General features: G+C 40.5%; 12 protein-coding genes. 7 read left to right on the top strand and 5 right to left on the bottom strand.

Features of this window, described 5'->3' with window-relative positions; genetic code table 11:
• Positions 1 to 10: 10 nt before the first annotated feature.
• Positions 11 to 1,015, top strand: coding sequence for a Holliday junction branch migration DNA helicase RuvB (gene ruvB / locus L0B17_RS11250; protein WP_235084869.1), 1,005 nt, complete (start codon positions 11 to 13; stop codon positions 1,013 to 1,015).
• Positions 1,016 to 1,349: 334 nt separating this feature from the next.
• Here ruvB and ansA read toward each other — a convergent pair whose 3' ends face one another.
• Both ansA and sppA read right to left on the bottom strand, forming a co-directional pair.
• Entirely contained in the window at positions 1,350 to 2,363 is a 1,014-nt protein-coding gene (gene ansA, locus L0B17_RS11245) for an asparaginase (RefSeq protein ID WP_235084867.1), read from the bottom strand.
• Between the two features lie 124 nt (positions 2,364 to 2,487).
• Positions 2,488 to 4,329, bottom strand: coding sequence for a signal peptide peptidase SppA (gene sppA / locus L0B17_RS11240; RefSeq protein WP_235084865.1), 1,842 nt, complete (start codon positions 4,327 to 4,329; stop codon positions 2,488 to 2,490).
• 163 nt (positions 4,330 to 4,492) lie between these two features.
• Here sppA and L0B17_RS11235 point away from each other — a divergent pair, with 163 nt between their 5' ends.
• The 4 genes from L0B17_RS11235 (at position 4,493) to L0B17_RS11220 (ending at position 9,806) form a co-directional block, all read left to right on the top strand.
• The gene (locus L0B17_RS11235; protein WP_235084863.1) at positions 4,493 to 6,508 is read left to right on the top strand and encodes an NADPH-dependent 2,4-dienoyl-CoA reductase; all 2,016 of its coding nucleotides are present in this window, start codon (positions 4,493 to 4,495) and stop codon (positions 6,506 to 6,508) included.
• Positions 6,509 to 7,485: 977 nt separating this feature from the next.
• The gene (locus L0B17_RS11230; protein WP_235089789.1) at positions 7,486 to 7,785 is read left to right on the top strand and encodes a 2OG-Fe(II) oxygenase; all 300 of its coding nucleotides are present in this window, start codon (positions 7,486 to 7,488) and stop codon (positions 7,783 to 7,785) included.
• 199 nt (positions 7,786 to 7,984) lie between these two features.
• Complete coding sequence (locus tag L0B17_RS11225; RefSeq protein WP_235084861.1) at positions 7,985 to 8,314, top strand: DMT family transporter; 330 nt, start codon at positions 7,985 to 7,987, stop codon at positions 8,312 to 8,314.
• Between the two features lie 1,045 nt (positions 8,315 to 9,359).
• A complete protein-coding gene (locus tag L0B17_RS11220; RefSeq protein ID WP_235084860.1) occupies positions 9,360 to 9,806 on the top strand; it encodes an SMI1/KNR4 family protein in 447 nt (148 codons plus the stop codon).
• A gap of 90 nt (positions 9,807 to 9,896) precedes the next feature.
• Here the strand turns inward: L0B17_RS11220 and ltrA are convergent, their stop codons facing one another.
• Positions 9,897 to 11,246, bottom strand: a complete 1,350-nt coding sequence (ltrA, locus tag L0B17_RS11215) for a group II intron reverse transcriptase/maturase (RefSeq protein ID WP_235084858.1) — start codon at positions 11,244 to 11,246, stop codon at positions 9,897 to 9,899.
• 662 nt (positions 11,247 to 11,908) lie between these two features.
• Between ltrA and L0B17_RS11210 the strand changes: the two genes are divergently transcribed.
• Positions 11,909 to 12,322: a hypothetical protein gene (locus L0B17_RS11210; RefSeq protein ID WP_235084857.1), complete on the top strand. Its 414-nt coding sequence runs from the start codon at positions 11,909 to 11,911 to the stop codon at positions 12,320 to 12,322.
• 20 nt (positions 12,323 to 12,342) lie between these two features.
• Positions 12,343 to 12,840 carry a hypothetical protein gene (locus tag L0B17_RS11205; protein ID WP_235084855.1) on the top strand — a complete coding sequence of 166 codons (498 nt, stop codon included), beginning with the start codon at positions 12,343 to 12,345 and terminating at the stop codon, positions 12,838 to 12,840.
• A gap of 1,447 nt (positions 12,841 to 14,287) precedes the next feature.
• Here the strand turns inward: L0B17_RS11205 and L0B17_RS11200 are convergent.
• Together L0B17_RS11200 and L0B17_RS11195 are read right to left on the bottom strand one after the other, a co-directional pair.
• Entirely contained in the window at positions 14,288 to 15,709 is a 1,422-nt protein-coding gene (locus L0B17_RS11200) for a TonB-dependent receptor (RefSeq protein WP_235084853.1), read from the bottom strand.
• 206 nt (positions 15,710 to 15,915) lie between these two features.
• Positions 15,916 to 17,130, bottom strand: coding sequence for a pyridoxal phosphate-dependent aminotransferase (locus L0B17_RS11195; RefSeq protein WP_235084851.1), 1,215 nt, complete (start codon positions 17,128 to 17,130; stop codon positions 15,916 to 15,918).
• Between the last annotated feature and the right edge of the window lie 44 nt (positions 17,131 to 17,174).

Here is a 17,174-nt window from a genome sequence, read left to right as displayed (position 1 = left end):
CAATAGCACCATGATTGAAGCGGATCGATTAATACAACCTGAAATTCAAATGCATGATGAAGTTGTAGATAGGGCGATGCGTCCTAAAATGCTTGATGAGTATACAGGGCAAGATGATACACGAGCACAGCTAAAGGTGTTTATTCAAGCGGCGCTTAATCGAAAAGAAGCGCTTGATCATATGCTTATATTTGGTCCACCAGGATTAGGTAAAACCACGTTGGCAATGATTGTTGCCAATGAAATGGGGGTCAATATTAAATCAACCTCAGGGCCTGTTTTAGAAAAAGCTGGCGACTTAGCTGCACTGCTGACTAATTTAGAAGAGGGGGATGTACTGTTTATTGATGAAATACATCGTCTTAGCCCCGTAGTTGAGGAGATTTTATATCCAGCTTTAGAAGATTATCAATTAGATATTATGATTGGTGAGGGACCTGCTGCGCGGTCAATTAAATTGGATTTACCGCCCTTTACTTTAGTGGGCGCAACGACCAGAGCAGGCGCACTAACATCACCACTGCGAGCACGTTTTGGTATTCCTTTGCGACTTGAGTTTTATAATGTAACGGATTTAACCACTATTGTGACACGTTCAGCTAACGTGATGAATTTATCGATAGCCCCTGAAGGCGCGGTTGAAATTGCACGGCGCTCCCGCGGTACACCTCGAATTGCAAACCGTCTTTTGCGCCGAGTAAGGGATTATGCAGAAGTGAAGCATGATGGGGTAGTCACGAAGGAAGTCGCAGAACAAGCACTTGACTTGCTTGATGTCGATCTTGAAGGTTTTGATTATTTAGATAGAAAGCTGTTGTTGGCAATCATAGATAAGTTTATGGGTGGTCCTGTTGGGCTTGATAACCTTGCGGCAGCAATAGGGGAAGATAGAGATACCATTGAAGATGTCTTAGAGCCTTTTCTAATACAACAAGGGTTTATTCAGCGTACTCCGCGAGGTCGTATCGCTACCCAAAGAGCTTATCTGCACTTTAATATCATCAAACCCGAATAGGGAATTATATAAGTTAGATTATGAATTATAATTTTCTATGTGATGTATTGTTATATTTTAATCTATAAAAAAAGGGCTTGATGTCTCACCCTTTTAGCTTTTAAAAGGATTTATTGGCATGAATAAATTGGCTCTTTTAGCGCAAAATATCAATTTGCTATTTGAGGCTACTTTTTGAAGATATGGTTGCTCTAGTTAAGAAAGGCTAGCAAAGAAGATCATGCTAGCTCTTTTTCAATATAATCCCAGTTGAAATTCAAATACATTATATTAGGGATTGTAGATATTTGGAGATAAATGTAGTCGCAGTTTTAGGCATTTGCTTATTAAATGACTAGTCGGCAGACAGCTCACCAATTAGGTTCTTTTGCATTGAAATTTTAATTTCTTCAGGTGTTAAATTAATAGATAGTAAATAGTGTAGTTTTGCTAATGCCGCTTCGACTGTCATGTCCATACCACTTATCACACCCGCCTTAGCTAATGAGTTACCTGTCGCATATCCCCCCATATTGACTTTACCTTGAAAACATTGAGTGAGATTGACTAGCACAATGCCACGTTCATCCGCCTGCTTTAACGCTTGCAATAATTGAGGATCTTGTGGCGCATTACCAACACCAAATGTGAGTAGGATTAATGCTTTAACGGGTTGCTGTAAAATATTCTTAAATATTTGCGTCGAGATACCAGGATAGAGTGTGACTACGCCAATAGGCTGCGGTTTTATATTGATCACAGTTAAAGGCGAGTTTGTCGGTTCACAGATTTTGCCTTCCTTGATATTAATCTTAATCCCGGCTTCAAGCAGAAGAGGGAAGTTAGGCGAGGCAAAAGCATCAAAACCATCTGCATGGGCTTTAGTTGAGCGATTACCTCTAAATAATTTGTTGTTAAAGAATAAACAGACTTCGGCAACGGGGTAGTTGGCAGCGATATACAGTGAGTTAAGTAAGTTTGTTTGCCCATCAGAACGTAGCTGTGCCAAAGGAATTTGAGAGCCAGTGACTATGACAGGTTTTGATAGCCCTTGTAGCATAAATGACAAAGCCGATGCGGTATAAGCCATAGTATCAGTGCCATGCAATATGACAAACCCATCGTATTTTTCATAATTGGCTTTAATGTCATTGGCGATGAGTTGCCAATCCGTAGGTGCCATGTTTGAAGAGTCGATTAAAGGGCTATATTCTTGGATCACAAAACTGGGCATTTCTTGATGATAAAACTCAGGCATGGACTGAACGCAATCGGTTAAAAAGCCGGAAACAGGTGCAAAGCCATTAGCTGTTTTTTGCATACCGATCGTTCCGCCCGTATAGGCAACGTAAATAGCGCGTTTAGTCATGAATTTACTCAAATTAGATTTATTTTACATAATATGTAAATTATACGAGTTATATTGCCGAATCGATATAAAAAAGCCTGCTAAGCAGGCTTTTTTTACAGATTTAATTATTCCGTGCTAAAAACTAGAAGTCACATTGCTCACAGTAAAGGTACATTCCCTGTGGGTCATCAAACTTAGCAAAATCTTCAATCACACGACTCCACTGGGATAACATGGTTTCAAGTATAGATGACTTGTGTATCGATGTGGGTATATAAGCCGCTGAAGCACCCATTAACTGTCGAATAAACCGCTGTTCGGTTGTCAGTTCATGTTCAATTAATTTAGTGTCAAACTTGTCAATTTTAGCCAGTTCGGCTGCTTTAGCGATAGCTTGTTTCATATCGCCAATTTCATCAACAAGGCCTAATTCAAGAGCACGTTTACCGGTCCAAACACGACCTTGGGCAATATTATCAACTTGTTCAAGAGTCATATTGCGTTCGGTCGAAACCAAAGAAATAAACTCATGATAGCCCCGTTCAATATGACGTTGAATAACGGCTTTTATGTTAGGGCTTAAACTGCGAGTAACTGATAAACCTGCCCAATCAGATGTTGCTACACCATCGGTGTTAACACCAAAATGGCTGAGCGCATCTTCAAAAGTGGCAAACATACCAAAAATACCAATAGAGCCTGTAATTGTAGTTGGGGTTGCGTAGATATAATCAGCGCTTGCTGAAATCCAATAACCGCCAGATGCGGCTAGACTTCCCATGCTGACAACAACAGGTTTACCAGCATTTTTAAGCGCCAATACTTCTTGGCGTATTTGCTCTGACGCAAACGCACTGCCACCAGGGCTGTCTACCCGTAATACTACCGCTTTTACTTTATCGTTTAGGCGCGCTTTACGCAGAAACTCCGAGGTAGTTTCACCACCAATTTGTCCTGCTGGTTGAGCGCCATTAAGAATGTTACCTTTGGCAACAATAATGCCGACTGAGTCATTCTCAATAAACTGAGGTAGTGGTGCGGTGAGTGATAGATAATCGTTGAAACCAATTTGACGGTATGAATCACCTTCTTTATTACTACCGACGAGTTCTATCATGGCAAGGCGAAATTGCTCAGCTGAAACAAGCTCATCAACCCAATGCATGTTCATGGCCATTAATGCGCTGTCACCATTGGCTTTATCTAACTGCGCTAAATATGCATCGGTATCAAGCACCAGTTGATCTGGGTTAATCCCGCGATTTTTAGCTACTGTAGCAGAATAGCTTTGCCAAATATCGTCCAGCAATTCATTACTCGCCGCTTTGTCTGCTTCAGACATGTCATCACGAATAAAAGGTTCTACCGCGGACTTAAAGGTACCAACACGGAAAACATGGGTGTTAATTTTGAGCTTTTCCAGTGCAGACTTATAATAAAGACGATAACGACTTAACCCATCAAGGCTGACCATGCCTTTAGAATTTAAAAATAAGGTGTCCGCATAACTGGCGAGAAAATACTGGTCTTGACTGTAACCATTTTCCATCGCAATGACTTTTTTACCGGCGGCTTTAAACTCGGTTAATGCATCGCCAATATCGGTCATTTTGCTGACACCTGCGGAACGTAAGTTACTCAGATTCAGCACTATGGTGCTAATTCGCGTATCTTGGGTGGCATTTTGAATCACATAAAGCACATCAGCTAACAGGATCTCTGCATCAGGATTATCATTGCCTTGTGCTAACACGGCTTCAAATGGATCAACAAAACGTTTTTGGTCAACTATATGACCAGATAAGTCCAGCACCAAGGCTGTTTGATTATCGAGTACAATTTCATCTTCTGAAGTCATGACCGCAATAATGATGACTGCCAATATGCTGAAAAAAATAAAATTAATAATTAATTTTCTTATGGTGTTCACTGTATTCCATAACAAGGTGAACAACCTTTTTAAAAACGGGGGTTTAGCGGACATTTACCACTCCTATAACATTCCAATAATCTCATCCTAACTGAAAATGGATTTAAATGGTAAATTCAATTGTAAACGTTTTTGACAATCCGCTGCGTCAATGATTGAGCTTTATCAAAGTTAAGGTTATGCTGTTTTCAATCACTTGTTTAAAAAGGATGTTTGAATGTCGTTTCCACACATACTAGAACCTTTAGATCTAGGCTTCACGCAGTTGAAAAACCGTGTGTTAATGGGCTCTATGCACACAGGCTTAGAAGAAGAAAAAGGCGGATTTGAGAAACTGGCAGCGTTTTATAAAGAACGAGCCGCAGGCGGAGTCGGTTTAATTGTTACTGGCGGTATAGCCCCTAACATGCGTGGACGTCTAGCACCTCATGCATGTCAATTAAGTTTTCCGTGGCAGGTTAGTAAACACAAAATTGTTACCGATGCAGTGCATGACGCTGGCGGTAAAATCTGTATGCAAATTTTGCATGCCGGTCGTTACAGTTACCATCCTTTTAGCTTAGCACCGAGTAAAGTGAAGTCGCCTATAACGCCTTTTACACCTTCAGCTATGTCGCCAAGACAAGTGAACAACACTATTAAAGATTATGCCAGCAGCGCTAAGTTAGCCCGTAAAGCCGGTTACGATGGTGTTGAGGTGATGGGTTCTGAAGGGTATTTGATCAATCAATTTATCAGTTCGCGTACCAATAAAAGAACTGATGAATGGGGTGGCAGTTATCAAAATAGGGTCAAATTTCCCTTAGAGATAGTTAAAGCTATTCGTGAGAAAGTAGGTAAAGACTTCATTATCATCTTCCGTCTATCTATGCTGGATTTAGTCGATAATGGCTCAAGCTGGGATGAAGTGGTCGAACTGGCTAAATCATTAGAAGCTGTCGGCGTGAGTATTATTAATACAGGTATTGGCTGGCATGAAGCGCGCGTACCAACTATTGCCACCAGTGTGCCAAGAGGTGGCTTTGCATGGGTTACCGAAAGATTAAAATCAGAAGTTAGCATACCCTTGGTGGCGACAAACCGTATTAACACTCCAGAAATAGCAGAGCATATTATTGCCTCAGGCCAAGCGGATATGGTGTCAATGGCACGGCCGTTTTTAGCTGATGCAGAATTTGTTAATAAAGCCGCGGCTAATCAAAGCGAATTAATTAACACCTGTATTGGTTGTAATCAGGCTTGCCTTGACCATACTTTTTCGATGAAACGCGCCACCTGTTTAGTCAATCCCCGTGCGTGTTATGAAACTGAAATTAATTTCATACCAACCCAAACTAAAAAACGCATTGCCGTAATGGGCGCAGGTCCTGCTGGCATGGCTTTTTCTGTTTATGCAGCCACTCGCGGTCATGATGTGGTGTTGTTTGAAGCTAAAAGTGAAGTCGGTGGCCAGTTTAACTTGGCGCGTAAAATACCTGGTAAAGAAGAGTTTAATGAAACCATTCGCTATTTTACTAACAAAATCAAACTGCTTAAAGTCGATTTACGTTTAAATACTAAGTTAGATGCCCAAGTATTAAAGCAAGAACACTTTGATGAAGTGGTTATTTCTTCAGGTGTGGTACCCCGTAATCTTAAGCTAGAAGGTTTTGATGATCCCCGTGTGGTTGATTATCAAAAGGTGCTTAATGGCGAAGTTGAAATTGGTCAAAAAGTGGCATTAATCGGCGCTGGCGGTATTGGTTTTGATATGGCGCATTTCTTATGTGAGAAAGAGTCTTCTACATTGCAACCGGATAAATGGCTAAAGCAGTGGGGGATTGATAAAGAATATCAAAATAGAGGTGGGTTAACAGAAGAAGCGGAGCATCATCCAAGCCGTGAAATCTATTTGCTACAACGTAAAACCACTAAAATGGGTAAAGGTTTAGGCAAAACAACTGGTTGGATCCACCGATCTGTGCTCAAACAACATGAGGTTAATATGATGACCGGTGTGAGTTATGAAAAATTTGACTCACAAGGGCTGCATATTAAAGTGGGTGAAGAGTCTCAAATTCTTGCGGTTGATAATGTGGTGTTGTGCGCAGGACAAGAGTCAAACCGTACCTTAGTTGATGAAATGAAAGCGACAGGGCTACCGGTTCATCTTATTGGTGGTGTAGATGTTGCCGCTGAATTGGATGCAAAACGTGCGATAAGACAAGGTGCTGAATTGGCTATGTCAATTTAGCCCTAGAATGGGGACAAGTCTCTATTTTTAAAAGCCTAACATTCTGTGTTAGGCTTTTTTATTTATCCTGGGTCACAGTTTATGTTTGTTAAGTCAGTCAGCAGGTATGTGTGTATACTAAAGTTTGCCTTAAGTATTTCATATGTGGGCGCAGGGGATGACCCTCATGATGTCGATTTATATGCTGTATTCGTTCGTATATTTTGAGGGGACATTGGTGACTTGGGCTAAAGTAAAAACATTTATTATTATTGTGCTTGTTATTATCATATCCGAAATAATTAGACTGCAAACAGGGATCCCTGTATCTATTATGGATATTATGATTTTCCTTATAACGTGTTTTTTAATTTATGGCATGAAGTTATATACCTCACCATTCCGTTATAACAAGACAGATCCATATATCAGTACTCTGTCGCTAATTGGATCGATATTATTATTTACAATGTTTGTATTAATAGGTGTCTGGATGACATGGATTGGAATACAGGAACCTCTCAAATTTTTTCTGGAGCCAAAGGCTTTAGCCACGGGTACAGTTTTATTCAACTTGGTTTAATCACAGCAATATACAGTTTGTGGTTTGCTATTAAATCGGTATCTAGGCTTATTCAATTACATCAAAAGTCTACATAATAAGGGACTATAAGCGATTGTTTATTGTCCGCATAGTCGTATTTAGGTGCGTCAAACTACCAGCGTCGGCTGTGCGATTAAAGCTTATTATCTAGAAATAACCTCATATCTAGCTTGATATCAAGTGAGCAATGGTGCTTTTAATCAGCAGCATTGCTCATTTTTCAGCAACATACTTACTTTAATGAAAATCCCCGTTCAATTTTTACATTTAAATCGTGGTAAATGTTATCGTAATCAAAGTGAAAGGTGTTAGGTTATGCATAATTAAAATGAGTGACTTCGTTTACTGTTAGTTCCCCCATAAACTCGGTCTGTCACATAAAATGGGAGTCATTATTATTGCCAAAGTAAAAAATAGAGCTATTTTTAGTAGTCGAGTATTTGCAATTAACTTAGTAAGCTATGGTACTAACCATCAGGTAATGAAGCATATCGATCCTGTGCAACAGGGGCGCTACTACAAGCTAAATGTTGTGCTTAAAAAAGCCCAAGCAGGTGGTGTATTTAATTGTGCAAAATGTATTCTAAATTTCGGTGGCCGTGTGTATTTATTTAGACCCGATAAACACGAACACAGCGTATCTAAAATACTTGATGGTAGACGGGTATTGCTGAGCTTTGCGCTCAACATCTAGTAAGTTTTATTACGAAGAAAATTAATTGTTTAAGTTTTAAAACTTATAAATAACATTGCCACCTATGATTACTGATGTAATGAAAGGCGTTCTTTGAACGCTTCGATTTTAATGTCGTTGATCAAGATGAATTCGATGAAATTATCATGGTGCTAAATGTTGTCTAATACGCTGTTATATTTTTATTGAGGATCGGTTTATGGGTTATTGGTATTTAGCAATAGCTATTGGTGCTGAAGTTATAGCAACATTAGCACTTAAAGTTTCAGACGGCTTCTCTCACTCAATCTCGAGTACTATTTGTGTTGTTGGTTATGCCGTTGCATTTTATTTTTTAGCATTAGTACTTAAAACTGTTCCTGTAGGAATCGCATATGCTATTTGGGCGGGCATGGGGATTGTATTAATTGCATCGATAAGTGCAGTGATTTATAAGCAAATGCCTGACTTACCAGCAATTATAGGTATGTTATTAATATTAGCGGGTGTTGTAGTTATTAATGTGTTTTCAAAAACAGCGAGCCATTAAAAATAGAATCGAGTTAATTAAAATGGGTAACTAAGTTTACCTACCACTTGCTGCGGGCAAACGCATTTTTACCCCAAGGTTAGGTGTACGGCCTATGGCCACTATGAACATGAAGCTTCGCCCATAGCAAAGAATGTATCATGAAGTTTATCTGCATTGGCTCAGCATGGCATTCACTCACCGACACGCAGCATTCTTTTGAAATAAAAAAGTCCTTGTTGCTCAGCCGACCCATCCTTGGGTCGGATGGTCGGCTCGTAAATCACCATAATGAACCTTTCCAGTATTTTCTTAATCTGCTGGTTTTAAAGATTGAGTAGAATAAGATTATTTTTAACACTGACTTGGTTTTGCCCCAAGGTTTGTTTGGAAATATGCAGCTTCGATCATAGCAAAGAATATACGTGAAGTTTGTCGATGAAGGTTCAGCATGGCATTTACTCACCGACACGCGCAAGTACGTCCTTGTAGCTCAGCCGACCCATCCCTGGGTCGGATGGTCGGCTCGCAAATCACCACAATGAACCTTTCCAGTATTTTCTTAATCTGCTGGTTTTAAAGATTGAGTAGAATAAGATTATTTTTAACACTGACTTGGTTTTGCCCCCATTGCTAGTCAGCGGTAGCAACGAGGCTATTTAGAACGAATCAATATAGTCTTACTTTTTGTGATCTTTTTTAACGGCTTTACTTGTCGCAAAAAAGACTGGTTATCTATATAGGTATAACTGAATTGCTTCAAATTGAGATAATTGGGAGGTCAAAGGATGCGAAAAATGAGCTTTCTACGCATCGATAACTTTGTAACAATCGAGAAAACGCATATATATCAATACACTGAAGAAAGTTAAAAAATGTTGTATAGACCTCGTAAACAAAGACGCATTCTTTCTCCAGCGGTACTTTAAGCATTGCTAAAGTATTTGTAAAAATATTCTATTTACAACAATAACTTAGCGATGGTATCTTTTCTACATGAATTGAGCAGCCTGGAACGTTATCGTGCTGCTATTAAATAAGCTGTTAAGTCTCACATGGTATTTGAATGGAACTCATAGAGTCATATAATTCGATTAGCGAAAGTGACCTACTAATCATCGAAGAAAAAATTGGTTACCAGCTACCTGTCGAATATAAATTATTCTTGCTTCAGCATAATGGCGGCAGGCCAGTATTGGATGGTGTGCGTTATGAAAATGAGCACTTTGATTTCGTAGGACATTTCTATGCTATTCGTGGCGAAATGTATCATGATGACTTGCTTCGTCAGATTGAAGAATACAAAGATATGATCCCAAAAGGCTATCTACCGATTGGTGAAAGCCCAGGTGGCGATGTATTTTGTATATCTTTAAAAGAACCAACCGAAGGTGCTTTATTTCATTGGGATCATGAGCAGGCCAATTATGATGGTGAGCCTTGGGAATACAATATGACTAAATTGTCACCGTCACTTACAGTGTTTCTTGAGGAGCTTTGTGTTGGCGAATAAAAGACTTAATCGGGTAGCCGGAGGTATCTAGCCTCCAGCCCCCACACCACCCTGCATGCGGCTCCGCACAGGGCGGTTCATTTAGAACTCCTAACTCACTTTTGGGTTAGGATAATGAACTGCGATCCATCCATCTCTTAGTGAATATAATCCTGCTTTCTTCAGGTACTCATTACTCAGCGCTTGCTGTATCCCTGGTGTTTTCGAACTTCGCCATGGACCTTTGCTTGTGATCCCACAACCAACAGCCACTTGGATCCTGACGCCACGCTTAAGTAAGTTTTGTACCTTAGTCCGTGGTTTTCGCCACTGACGCCAGTAACACATACGAACACGACGTCGGATCCAATGGTCTAAATCGACACACCCTTGATAAGCGTTAGCGATGCCAAAATAATTGATCCAGCCTTGCATGTATTGACGCACTTTAAATAGCTGATAACTCATACTCACGCCCCAATTTCGGTTCGTTAGTCGTCTCATCTTTTGTTTGAAAATGTGTAATGTTTTAGCATGCCACTGGATCTTGCCTCGGTTAAATGTAAACCCAAGAAACTTGCTTTGAGCGACCTTAACCACTTGGCTTTTCTGTTCATTTACAACCAGTTTTAACTTAGTGGCAAGGTATTGAGTAATACTCTTGAGTACCCGTTCGCCAGCGCGTTGAGATTTTACCAATATGATAAAATCGTCCGCGTAGCGGGCGAATTTGTGCTCTCGGCTTTCCAGCTCTTTATCCAGACTATCCAACATAATGTTAGAGAGTAATGGCGAGAGTGGACCGCCTTGAGGCACACCTTCAAAGCTTGCTTCAAATTGGTCATTGACCATCACCCCTGCTCGTAGGTACTTACCGATAAGCGCCAACAGACGCTTATCCTGTACCTTGCTCCTCAGCTGAGTCATCAAGAGATCATGATTAACTCGGTCAAAGAACTTAGACAGATCAACATCAACGGCAAATTTGCGTTTCTGTTTGATGATATCCCTGACTTGCAGTACCGCTTGTTTAGCATTTCTGTTCGGCCTAAAGCCAAAGCTATTAGTCGAGAAGAATGGGTCAAACAGTGGCGTGAGTATTTGTGCAATAGCTTGCTGTATCACACGGTCAATGACGTTAGGGATCCCCAATTTGCGTTTACCGCCATCGGGTTTGTCGATCTCTACGCGCCTGACCGCTGAGGGTTGGTATTCACCTCGCTCTAATTGAGATTTACACTGTTGCCAGCCGCCTTGTTGCATCCAGAGCGGGAAGGCTTCGATGGTCATGCCATCGATGCCCGCTGCACCTTTATTGGCTTTAACTTGACGCCAAGCTCGGTGTAGATTTTCAGGTTCGAGCAGTTGTTGAAATAGATCGCGGTTGAAGGCCGGTTGCATATCAATACGCTGCCGATAGTAATCGTCTGGCGACGTAGTGGGTATCGACAAGTTTGACAAGACTCCTCCTTCTTCTAAATGTTCAGGCCTTCACCATGTCCCAACCATTACGATGGGCGTTGGGCTACTATGCCGTCTGCTGACTTCTGCTTAATCACATGTCAAGTTACCTCGTCATGCGCTATCGGTTTCCATCTGATTCGCTCTTTTCAGTCGATGAAATTGAAAAGCCAAGGCACTTAATAAACCAGAGCCTTACTGGTTAATGACCAATCGCGTGTTAAGCAGATCTCCCCAGATAAGAACATGAACTTTCTTTGCACTGCTGCATCATTTACGGTGGCCATTAGATCACGTGGTTTCGTCGTCTTGTGCCAACTCACCTCTAGCCTACGCCTCATATGATGTTCTTGTTCATCAGCTCGCAAATTTGCTAGCGGCTTCCTCCGGACCTAACCTCGCGATTAAGCCCTTGCCATTCGCTAGTAGTTAACGTTTAATAACAGTATGTTATTTAAACGGTGACCTTCCTACAGAGGACTTTCACCTCATTAGTTCATGCCCATGCTGGGCGTACACAAGGTTAGGCAACATCAGTCGCTGCGCTCCTTTGACAGCCTTGCTGCTGTGCTTTTTGTGCATGGCTTCGCCATTGTTGCACAAAAATACCATCAACAAGTCTGCCGTTGCTAACGGCGTTATGCTCTTGATGGATCAAAATTATGAATAGAATTGAGTCTAGAAGTTCTAGAGTCCGCAAATGTAAATGCACAAGTGATCATGATGCCGAAATTATCAATGGTATGCTCTATTATGGAGATGATAGTTTTGTTGGCTACACAGCATGTTTAGTAGAGCACGATGAATCTCGACATGTATGGATAGGCTTTATTACAGGTCAATGGGAAGGCGTGGATTCTGAAGACTGTTGTGTTTTAGTGCATCTCTATATTGTTGGCGACAATATTCAAATGGATATCGGACGCGGAGACTTAGACCCATTCGATCCTGATGAAATATTTGACTCATATATATTGGCAAGAGATCAGGTGCTTGCTCAACCGGTGCAAAGGAATGGGTTATTAGTAATTATCAAGAGTTACTTAAAACAGATCAATATGTATGGAATTACTTAATTGGAAACTAAGCATAACAAGTGCATGTTTATAACATTGCTGTTGGCTTTAAAAGAACAGCGGAAACTCTACTTAATCAATCCCCAAAGGATTTCGATTGGGTATGTCCGTTTATAGCGAACGCATCTTTCTCAATAGAGATTTTTTTGAAATCGTGTCTAGCCGAAGATAAATACTCCGAATTTCAGTTTCAACTTGACGAATGTGAAGACACAACAACATGCTTCAGATACGTAAAATCAGATGTTAAAGATGAAAGTAAGACCCACAACCTGACTGACCTGTTTGGCAAGCTATCTGATAAAAGAAAAGCAAAGATCAAAGGGGAATATCAGAAAACAGACATGTATTCAAAGTATCCCAAAATTGGCAGCTTACTCAACGAGCTTAATGGCTTATTTGAAGCTGCAAGATATAGTTATTCAAACCCAGACCTTTTCCCTCAAAACCTATCGATAATCAGAGATATGGCACAGTTTTTCGAAGATGTTATTCCAAAGCTAGAGGGTGTTGAGTAACGTGCAAAAATCACATAATCGGGTAGCCGGAGGTATCTAGCCTCCAGCCCCCACACCACCCTGCATGCGGCTCCGCACAGGGCGGTTCATTTAGAACACCTAACTATGTAGTGGCATAGTGGGTTTGGCCACTAGTTTAGAAGTTTTGCCATATATAAAGTAATCCTTCAAGCGCTAATCAAGCAAAGCACCTAACACATTTCTGTCCAGAAATGAGCTAACTTTTTATGTTTATTGTTTTCCACAACTATCAATGAAGCTAAATCGAAGAAACAAAAATTCGGGTGCAGATGAGCCAGCGAGTATCCAAAACAGGGACGTTTTGGTTAAGCCCACATGGATGTGCTTGCGGCGTCTCGCTGGATCATTTGCACTTGAAGTCAATCTGACGTCTATGAGGGTTTAATTACTGTTATAAAATGAAACCTGCCAACCCGCTTTTGTCCAGTAACGAGTTAACTACTGTGTTTATCTAGTGTTGCCACAATCATCAATAAAGCTAAATCGAAGAAACAAAAATTCAGGTACTGATGAGCCAGCGAGTATCCAAAACATGGATGTTTTGGTTAAGCCCACATGGATGTGCTTGCGGCGTCTCGCTGGATCATTTGCACTTGAAGTCAATATAAGGTCTATGAGTATTTAATTGGATCTGGTTACACTTTTATAAAATGAAACCTGCCAACCCGCTTTTATCCAAATGTAAGGCTAGGTAAGCCTGTAGATAGAGTTTAAGCAAGCTCACTTTTGTCCAAGAACAAGTTGATTTCTTGTGTTTATCGTTTTGTGACAACCAAAAATGAAGCTAAATCGAAGAGGCAAAAACTCAGGTACTGATGAGCCAGCGAGTATCCAAAACAGGGCGAAGTTTCACTACGTGAAACATTTCTGAGCGAGAGGCATGGATGCCGAACTGGCTGTTTAACATAGATGTTATTGGTTTGGTTAAGCCCACATAGATGCTGATTTTAAAACCAAGAGCCGGCGTCTCGCTGGATCATTTGTACATGGAGTCATCTTTTAAGCTAATTTTGTATATTTAAACAACAGCTGTAACGCCTAAGTAGACCCTGATTAGTCCATGGTGTAGGCGGGTTAAAAGATACAGTCAAACATGATGAAAATGGTTGGGTATTTAATGATGATGGAACTGAAATGCAGGCTAGTAGTTTTATCTGGTAATTTAATCAATGCCTAGATAGATATGGCACATCGCAATGGCAACAGATTAAGCAGCAAGCTTATATGGCAGGTTTGAATGGCAAACTGTGGTATAGGCGTATAAAGACCACTTGTATAATTAATGAGTCTATTGCTATTAAAGTTAAATAAAAAAGCCACTAACACAATGTTAATGGCTTTTTAATCAACATGTTTAGCGTCTGGAGTCGCGTAATACAAGATGCTAAATGGCTATTCAGTGCTTGTTAACCCAAGCCGAGGGGGGTTATTTTCTTGAGGCTTTATAACCGAATAAGTTATGTTTAATGACTTCCTCTGCTACGATATCGGGCAAGGCTTGTTGCCATTCATCCGAACCACGAGCCAATTGCTTGAGGATCTCACGGGAATAAATACTAAATAGCTCAATATTGCTAGTCTCTATGCCTTTGATAAAGCCGTTATCAAGCAAGTGACGATATAGGTAACGAAGGTTGGCAGGCACGGTTACATTAGATAAATCGTTTAATACCCCTTTGTCATCTAATTCTGGATAAACGAATAACCGGGTATTGTCTGGGAATAATTTACCAAAACCTTCTAGAATACCGCCTTCAAGACCACGATAGAATTCCACATCAAAAATTTGTTTAATATTAGCCATGCCAACAACAATACCGATTTGCAGGTTGGTAAATTGGCGGAAGTAAGCTCTTAATGAGAAATAACGGGTATAATCTGACACTAGCACGTTATAGCCCAATAGATTTAAGAGCCGTACCCGTTCAAGAATGTCTTTTTCAGACATATTTGCATCATTACCCTGCAAATCATTTAAAGATATTTCAGCGATCAAAATAGTGTTGTCTTTGTCTACACCCTCATGCTCAGCAAAAGCCTTTTGGCCTTGCTCAATCATATCAACATTGAGTTTAGTGACGGGTTTAAATGAGCCACGAATCGTGAGTACGTTCTTCTTGTAAAGCATTTCAGCTGGAACGCCGATAGAGCCATCAGGTTTGAACATCACTGCACGGGTTTTCCAGCTGCGAATTAGATGGATATTTTTGGCTTTATTGTCGATGTCTTCAAAGTAAGGGCCTTGAAATTCAATAGAGTCTATTTCAACTCGATTGGCTTTCATATTATCGGTTAATGAATCAATTAATTTCTTTGGATCTTCGAAATAATAGTAGCTGCCATAAATTAAATTCACACCAATAATACCCAGTGCATGCTGCTGGTCTTCAGCATTGTCATCAAACATACGTACATGGACCACAATATTTGATGGCTCGGCACCTGGGTACATTTGCACTCTAACGCCACACCACGCATGGCATTCATTGTCTTTATTAAAACTTTTTGCGGCAACCGTTGCGGCGTAACTGAAGTAACGAGATGAGCGTGAACGTACATCAGCAACACGTTCTACAACTAAATCATATTCTTGCTCCATCATAGCAAGTACACGGCCCTTACTGACATATCTGCCATTTTGCTGTACGCCATAAATAGCATCGGAAAACTTCATGTCATAGGCCGACATCGTTTTAGCAATAGTGCCCGCTGCGGCTCCAGCAACGAAAAAATTACGCGCCACCTCTTGGCCTGCACCAATTTCAACTATGGTGCCGTATTTTTTGTCATCCAAATTAAGTCTAAGGGCTTTTTCTTTGGTACTGCGAGAACTGACTTGCTTGTCCATATTACTTCCGATCTGAATAATAAATTAGCTGGCTAATCATAGTGTAAATCACACCTTTTTTAAATGCTTTGAATACGTGTTCATATAATTAAACTGAATTAGACAATGATATTACGGAAATAAGCGTGTCAGCGCAGTAGAAATGACTGAGGGCTGAATTAATCAGCCCTCAGTCATTTCTATCGGATGTGTATATTAGGATTAATTTACTGGCGATAATCTTCTAAAAAGTTGCCTAACTCTTGTAAGGCTTTAGTGAGATCTTCTTTATGAGGTAAAAAAACCACCCGTAAATGGTCTGGTTCTGGCCAATTGAATGCCGTACCTTGTACCAATAAGATTCTTTTTCGTTTAAGTAATTCAAATACTAAACGCTCATCGTCGCGTAAATTAAACTTTTTCATATCTAACTTAGGGAACGCATAAAGGGCTCCTTTAGGTTTTTTACAACTGACACCCGGTATTGAATTTAATAATTCATAACAAGCATCACGTTGCACTGTCAGGCGACCATTAGGCAGAATAAGTTCATTAATGGATTGGTACCCTCCAAGAGCCGTTTGAATAGCATGTTGATTAGGCACATTAGAGCATAACCGCATTGAGGCGAGCATTTCTAAGCCTTCAATGTAGCTTTTTGCGGCTTTTAAGTTCCCAGATAACATCATCCAACCGACACGAAATCCTGCCGCACGATACGCTTTAGATAAACCATTGAAGGTGATTGTTAAAATGTCATCAGATAAACTCGCCGCAGGAATATGTTTGGCTTCGTCATATAAAATCTTATCGTAAATTTCATCGGCAAATAAAATCAAATCGTGTAGGCGACAGAGCTCAACAACCTGTAGCAGTAATTCTTTGCTGTAAACTGCTCCTGTTGGGTTATTAGGATTAATGATCACAATCGCACGAGTACGGCTGCTTATTTTACTTTTTATGTCGTCTAAGTCTGGAAACCAATCAGCATCTTCATCGCAGCGATAGTGAACCGCTTTGCCTCCGGCAAGATTTGCAGCGGCTGTCCATAATGGATAATCAGGCGAGGGGATAAGCACTTCGTCGTCGGTATTTAATAACCCTTGCATGGCCATTACAATTAGCTCGGACACGCCATTACCTATGTAGATATCTTCGATGTCGACACCAAATATCCCTTGTGCTTGATAGTGTTGCACAATGGCTTTACGTGCTGAGAATAACCCCTTTGATTCGCAGTAACCTTGGGCACTGGGCAGGTTTAAAATCACATCACGGACAATTTCTTCAGGGGCTTCAAATCCGAATGGTGCAGGGTTACCTATATTCAGTTTTAATATTCGGTGTCCTTCATCTTCTAAACGACGGGCTTCTTTGTGTACAGGTCCACGAATGTCGTAACACACAGTATCTAATTTATTCGATTTGATGATTGGACGCATACTACTCTCTATAAAATACTACTAAGTAAGCGAACCATAACGAA

The sequence above is a fragment of the Shewanella sp. OMA3-2 genome, from assembly GCF_021513195.1.
In the GTDB taxonomy this organism is placed as follows: Bacteria; Pseudomonadota; Gammaproteobacteria; order Enterobacterales; family Shewanellaceae; genus Shewanella.
This window is presented reverse-complemented; position numbering and strand designations above follow the sequence as displayed.

Excerpts from the sequence above, each read along its gene's own strand:
- L0B17_RS11235 (WP_235084863.1), top strand. The coding sequence starts at position 4,493 with ATGTCGTTTCCACACATACTAGAACCTTTAGATCTAGGCTTCACGCAG.
- ruvB (WP_235084869.1), top strand. The coding sequence starts at position 11 with ATGATTGAAGCGGATCGATTAATACAACCTGAAATTCAAATGCATGAT.
- L0B17_RS11225 (WP_235084861.1), top strand. The coding sequence starts at position 7,985 with ATGGGTTATTGGTATTTAGCAATAGCTATTGGTGCTGAAGTTATAGCA.
- L0B17_RS11220 (WP_235084860.1), top strand. The coding sequence starts at position 9,360 with ATGGAACTCATAGAGTCATATAATTCGATTAGCGAAAGTGACCTACTA.
- L0B17_RS11210 (WP_235084857.1), top strand. The coding sequence starts at position 11,909 with ATGAATAGAATTGAGTCTAGAAGTTCTAGAGTCCGCAAATGTAAATGC.
- L0B17_RS11195 (WP_235084851.1), bottom strand. The coding sequence starts at position 17,130 with ATGCGTCCAATCATCAAATCGAATAAATTAGATACTGTGTGTTACGAC.
- L0B17_RS11200 (WP_235084853.1), bottom strand. The coding sequence starts at position 15,709 with ATGGACAAGCAAGTCAGTTCTCGCAGTACCAAAGAAAAAGCCCTTAGA.
- sppA (WP_235084865.1), bottom strand. The coding sequence starts at position 4,329 with ATGTCCGCTAAACCCCCGTTTTTAAAAAGGTTGTTCACCTTGTTATGG.
- ansA (WP_235084867.1), bottom strand. The coding sequence starts at position 2,363 with ATGACTAAACGCGCTATTTACGTTGCCTATACGGGCGGAACGATCGGT.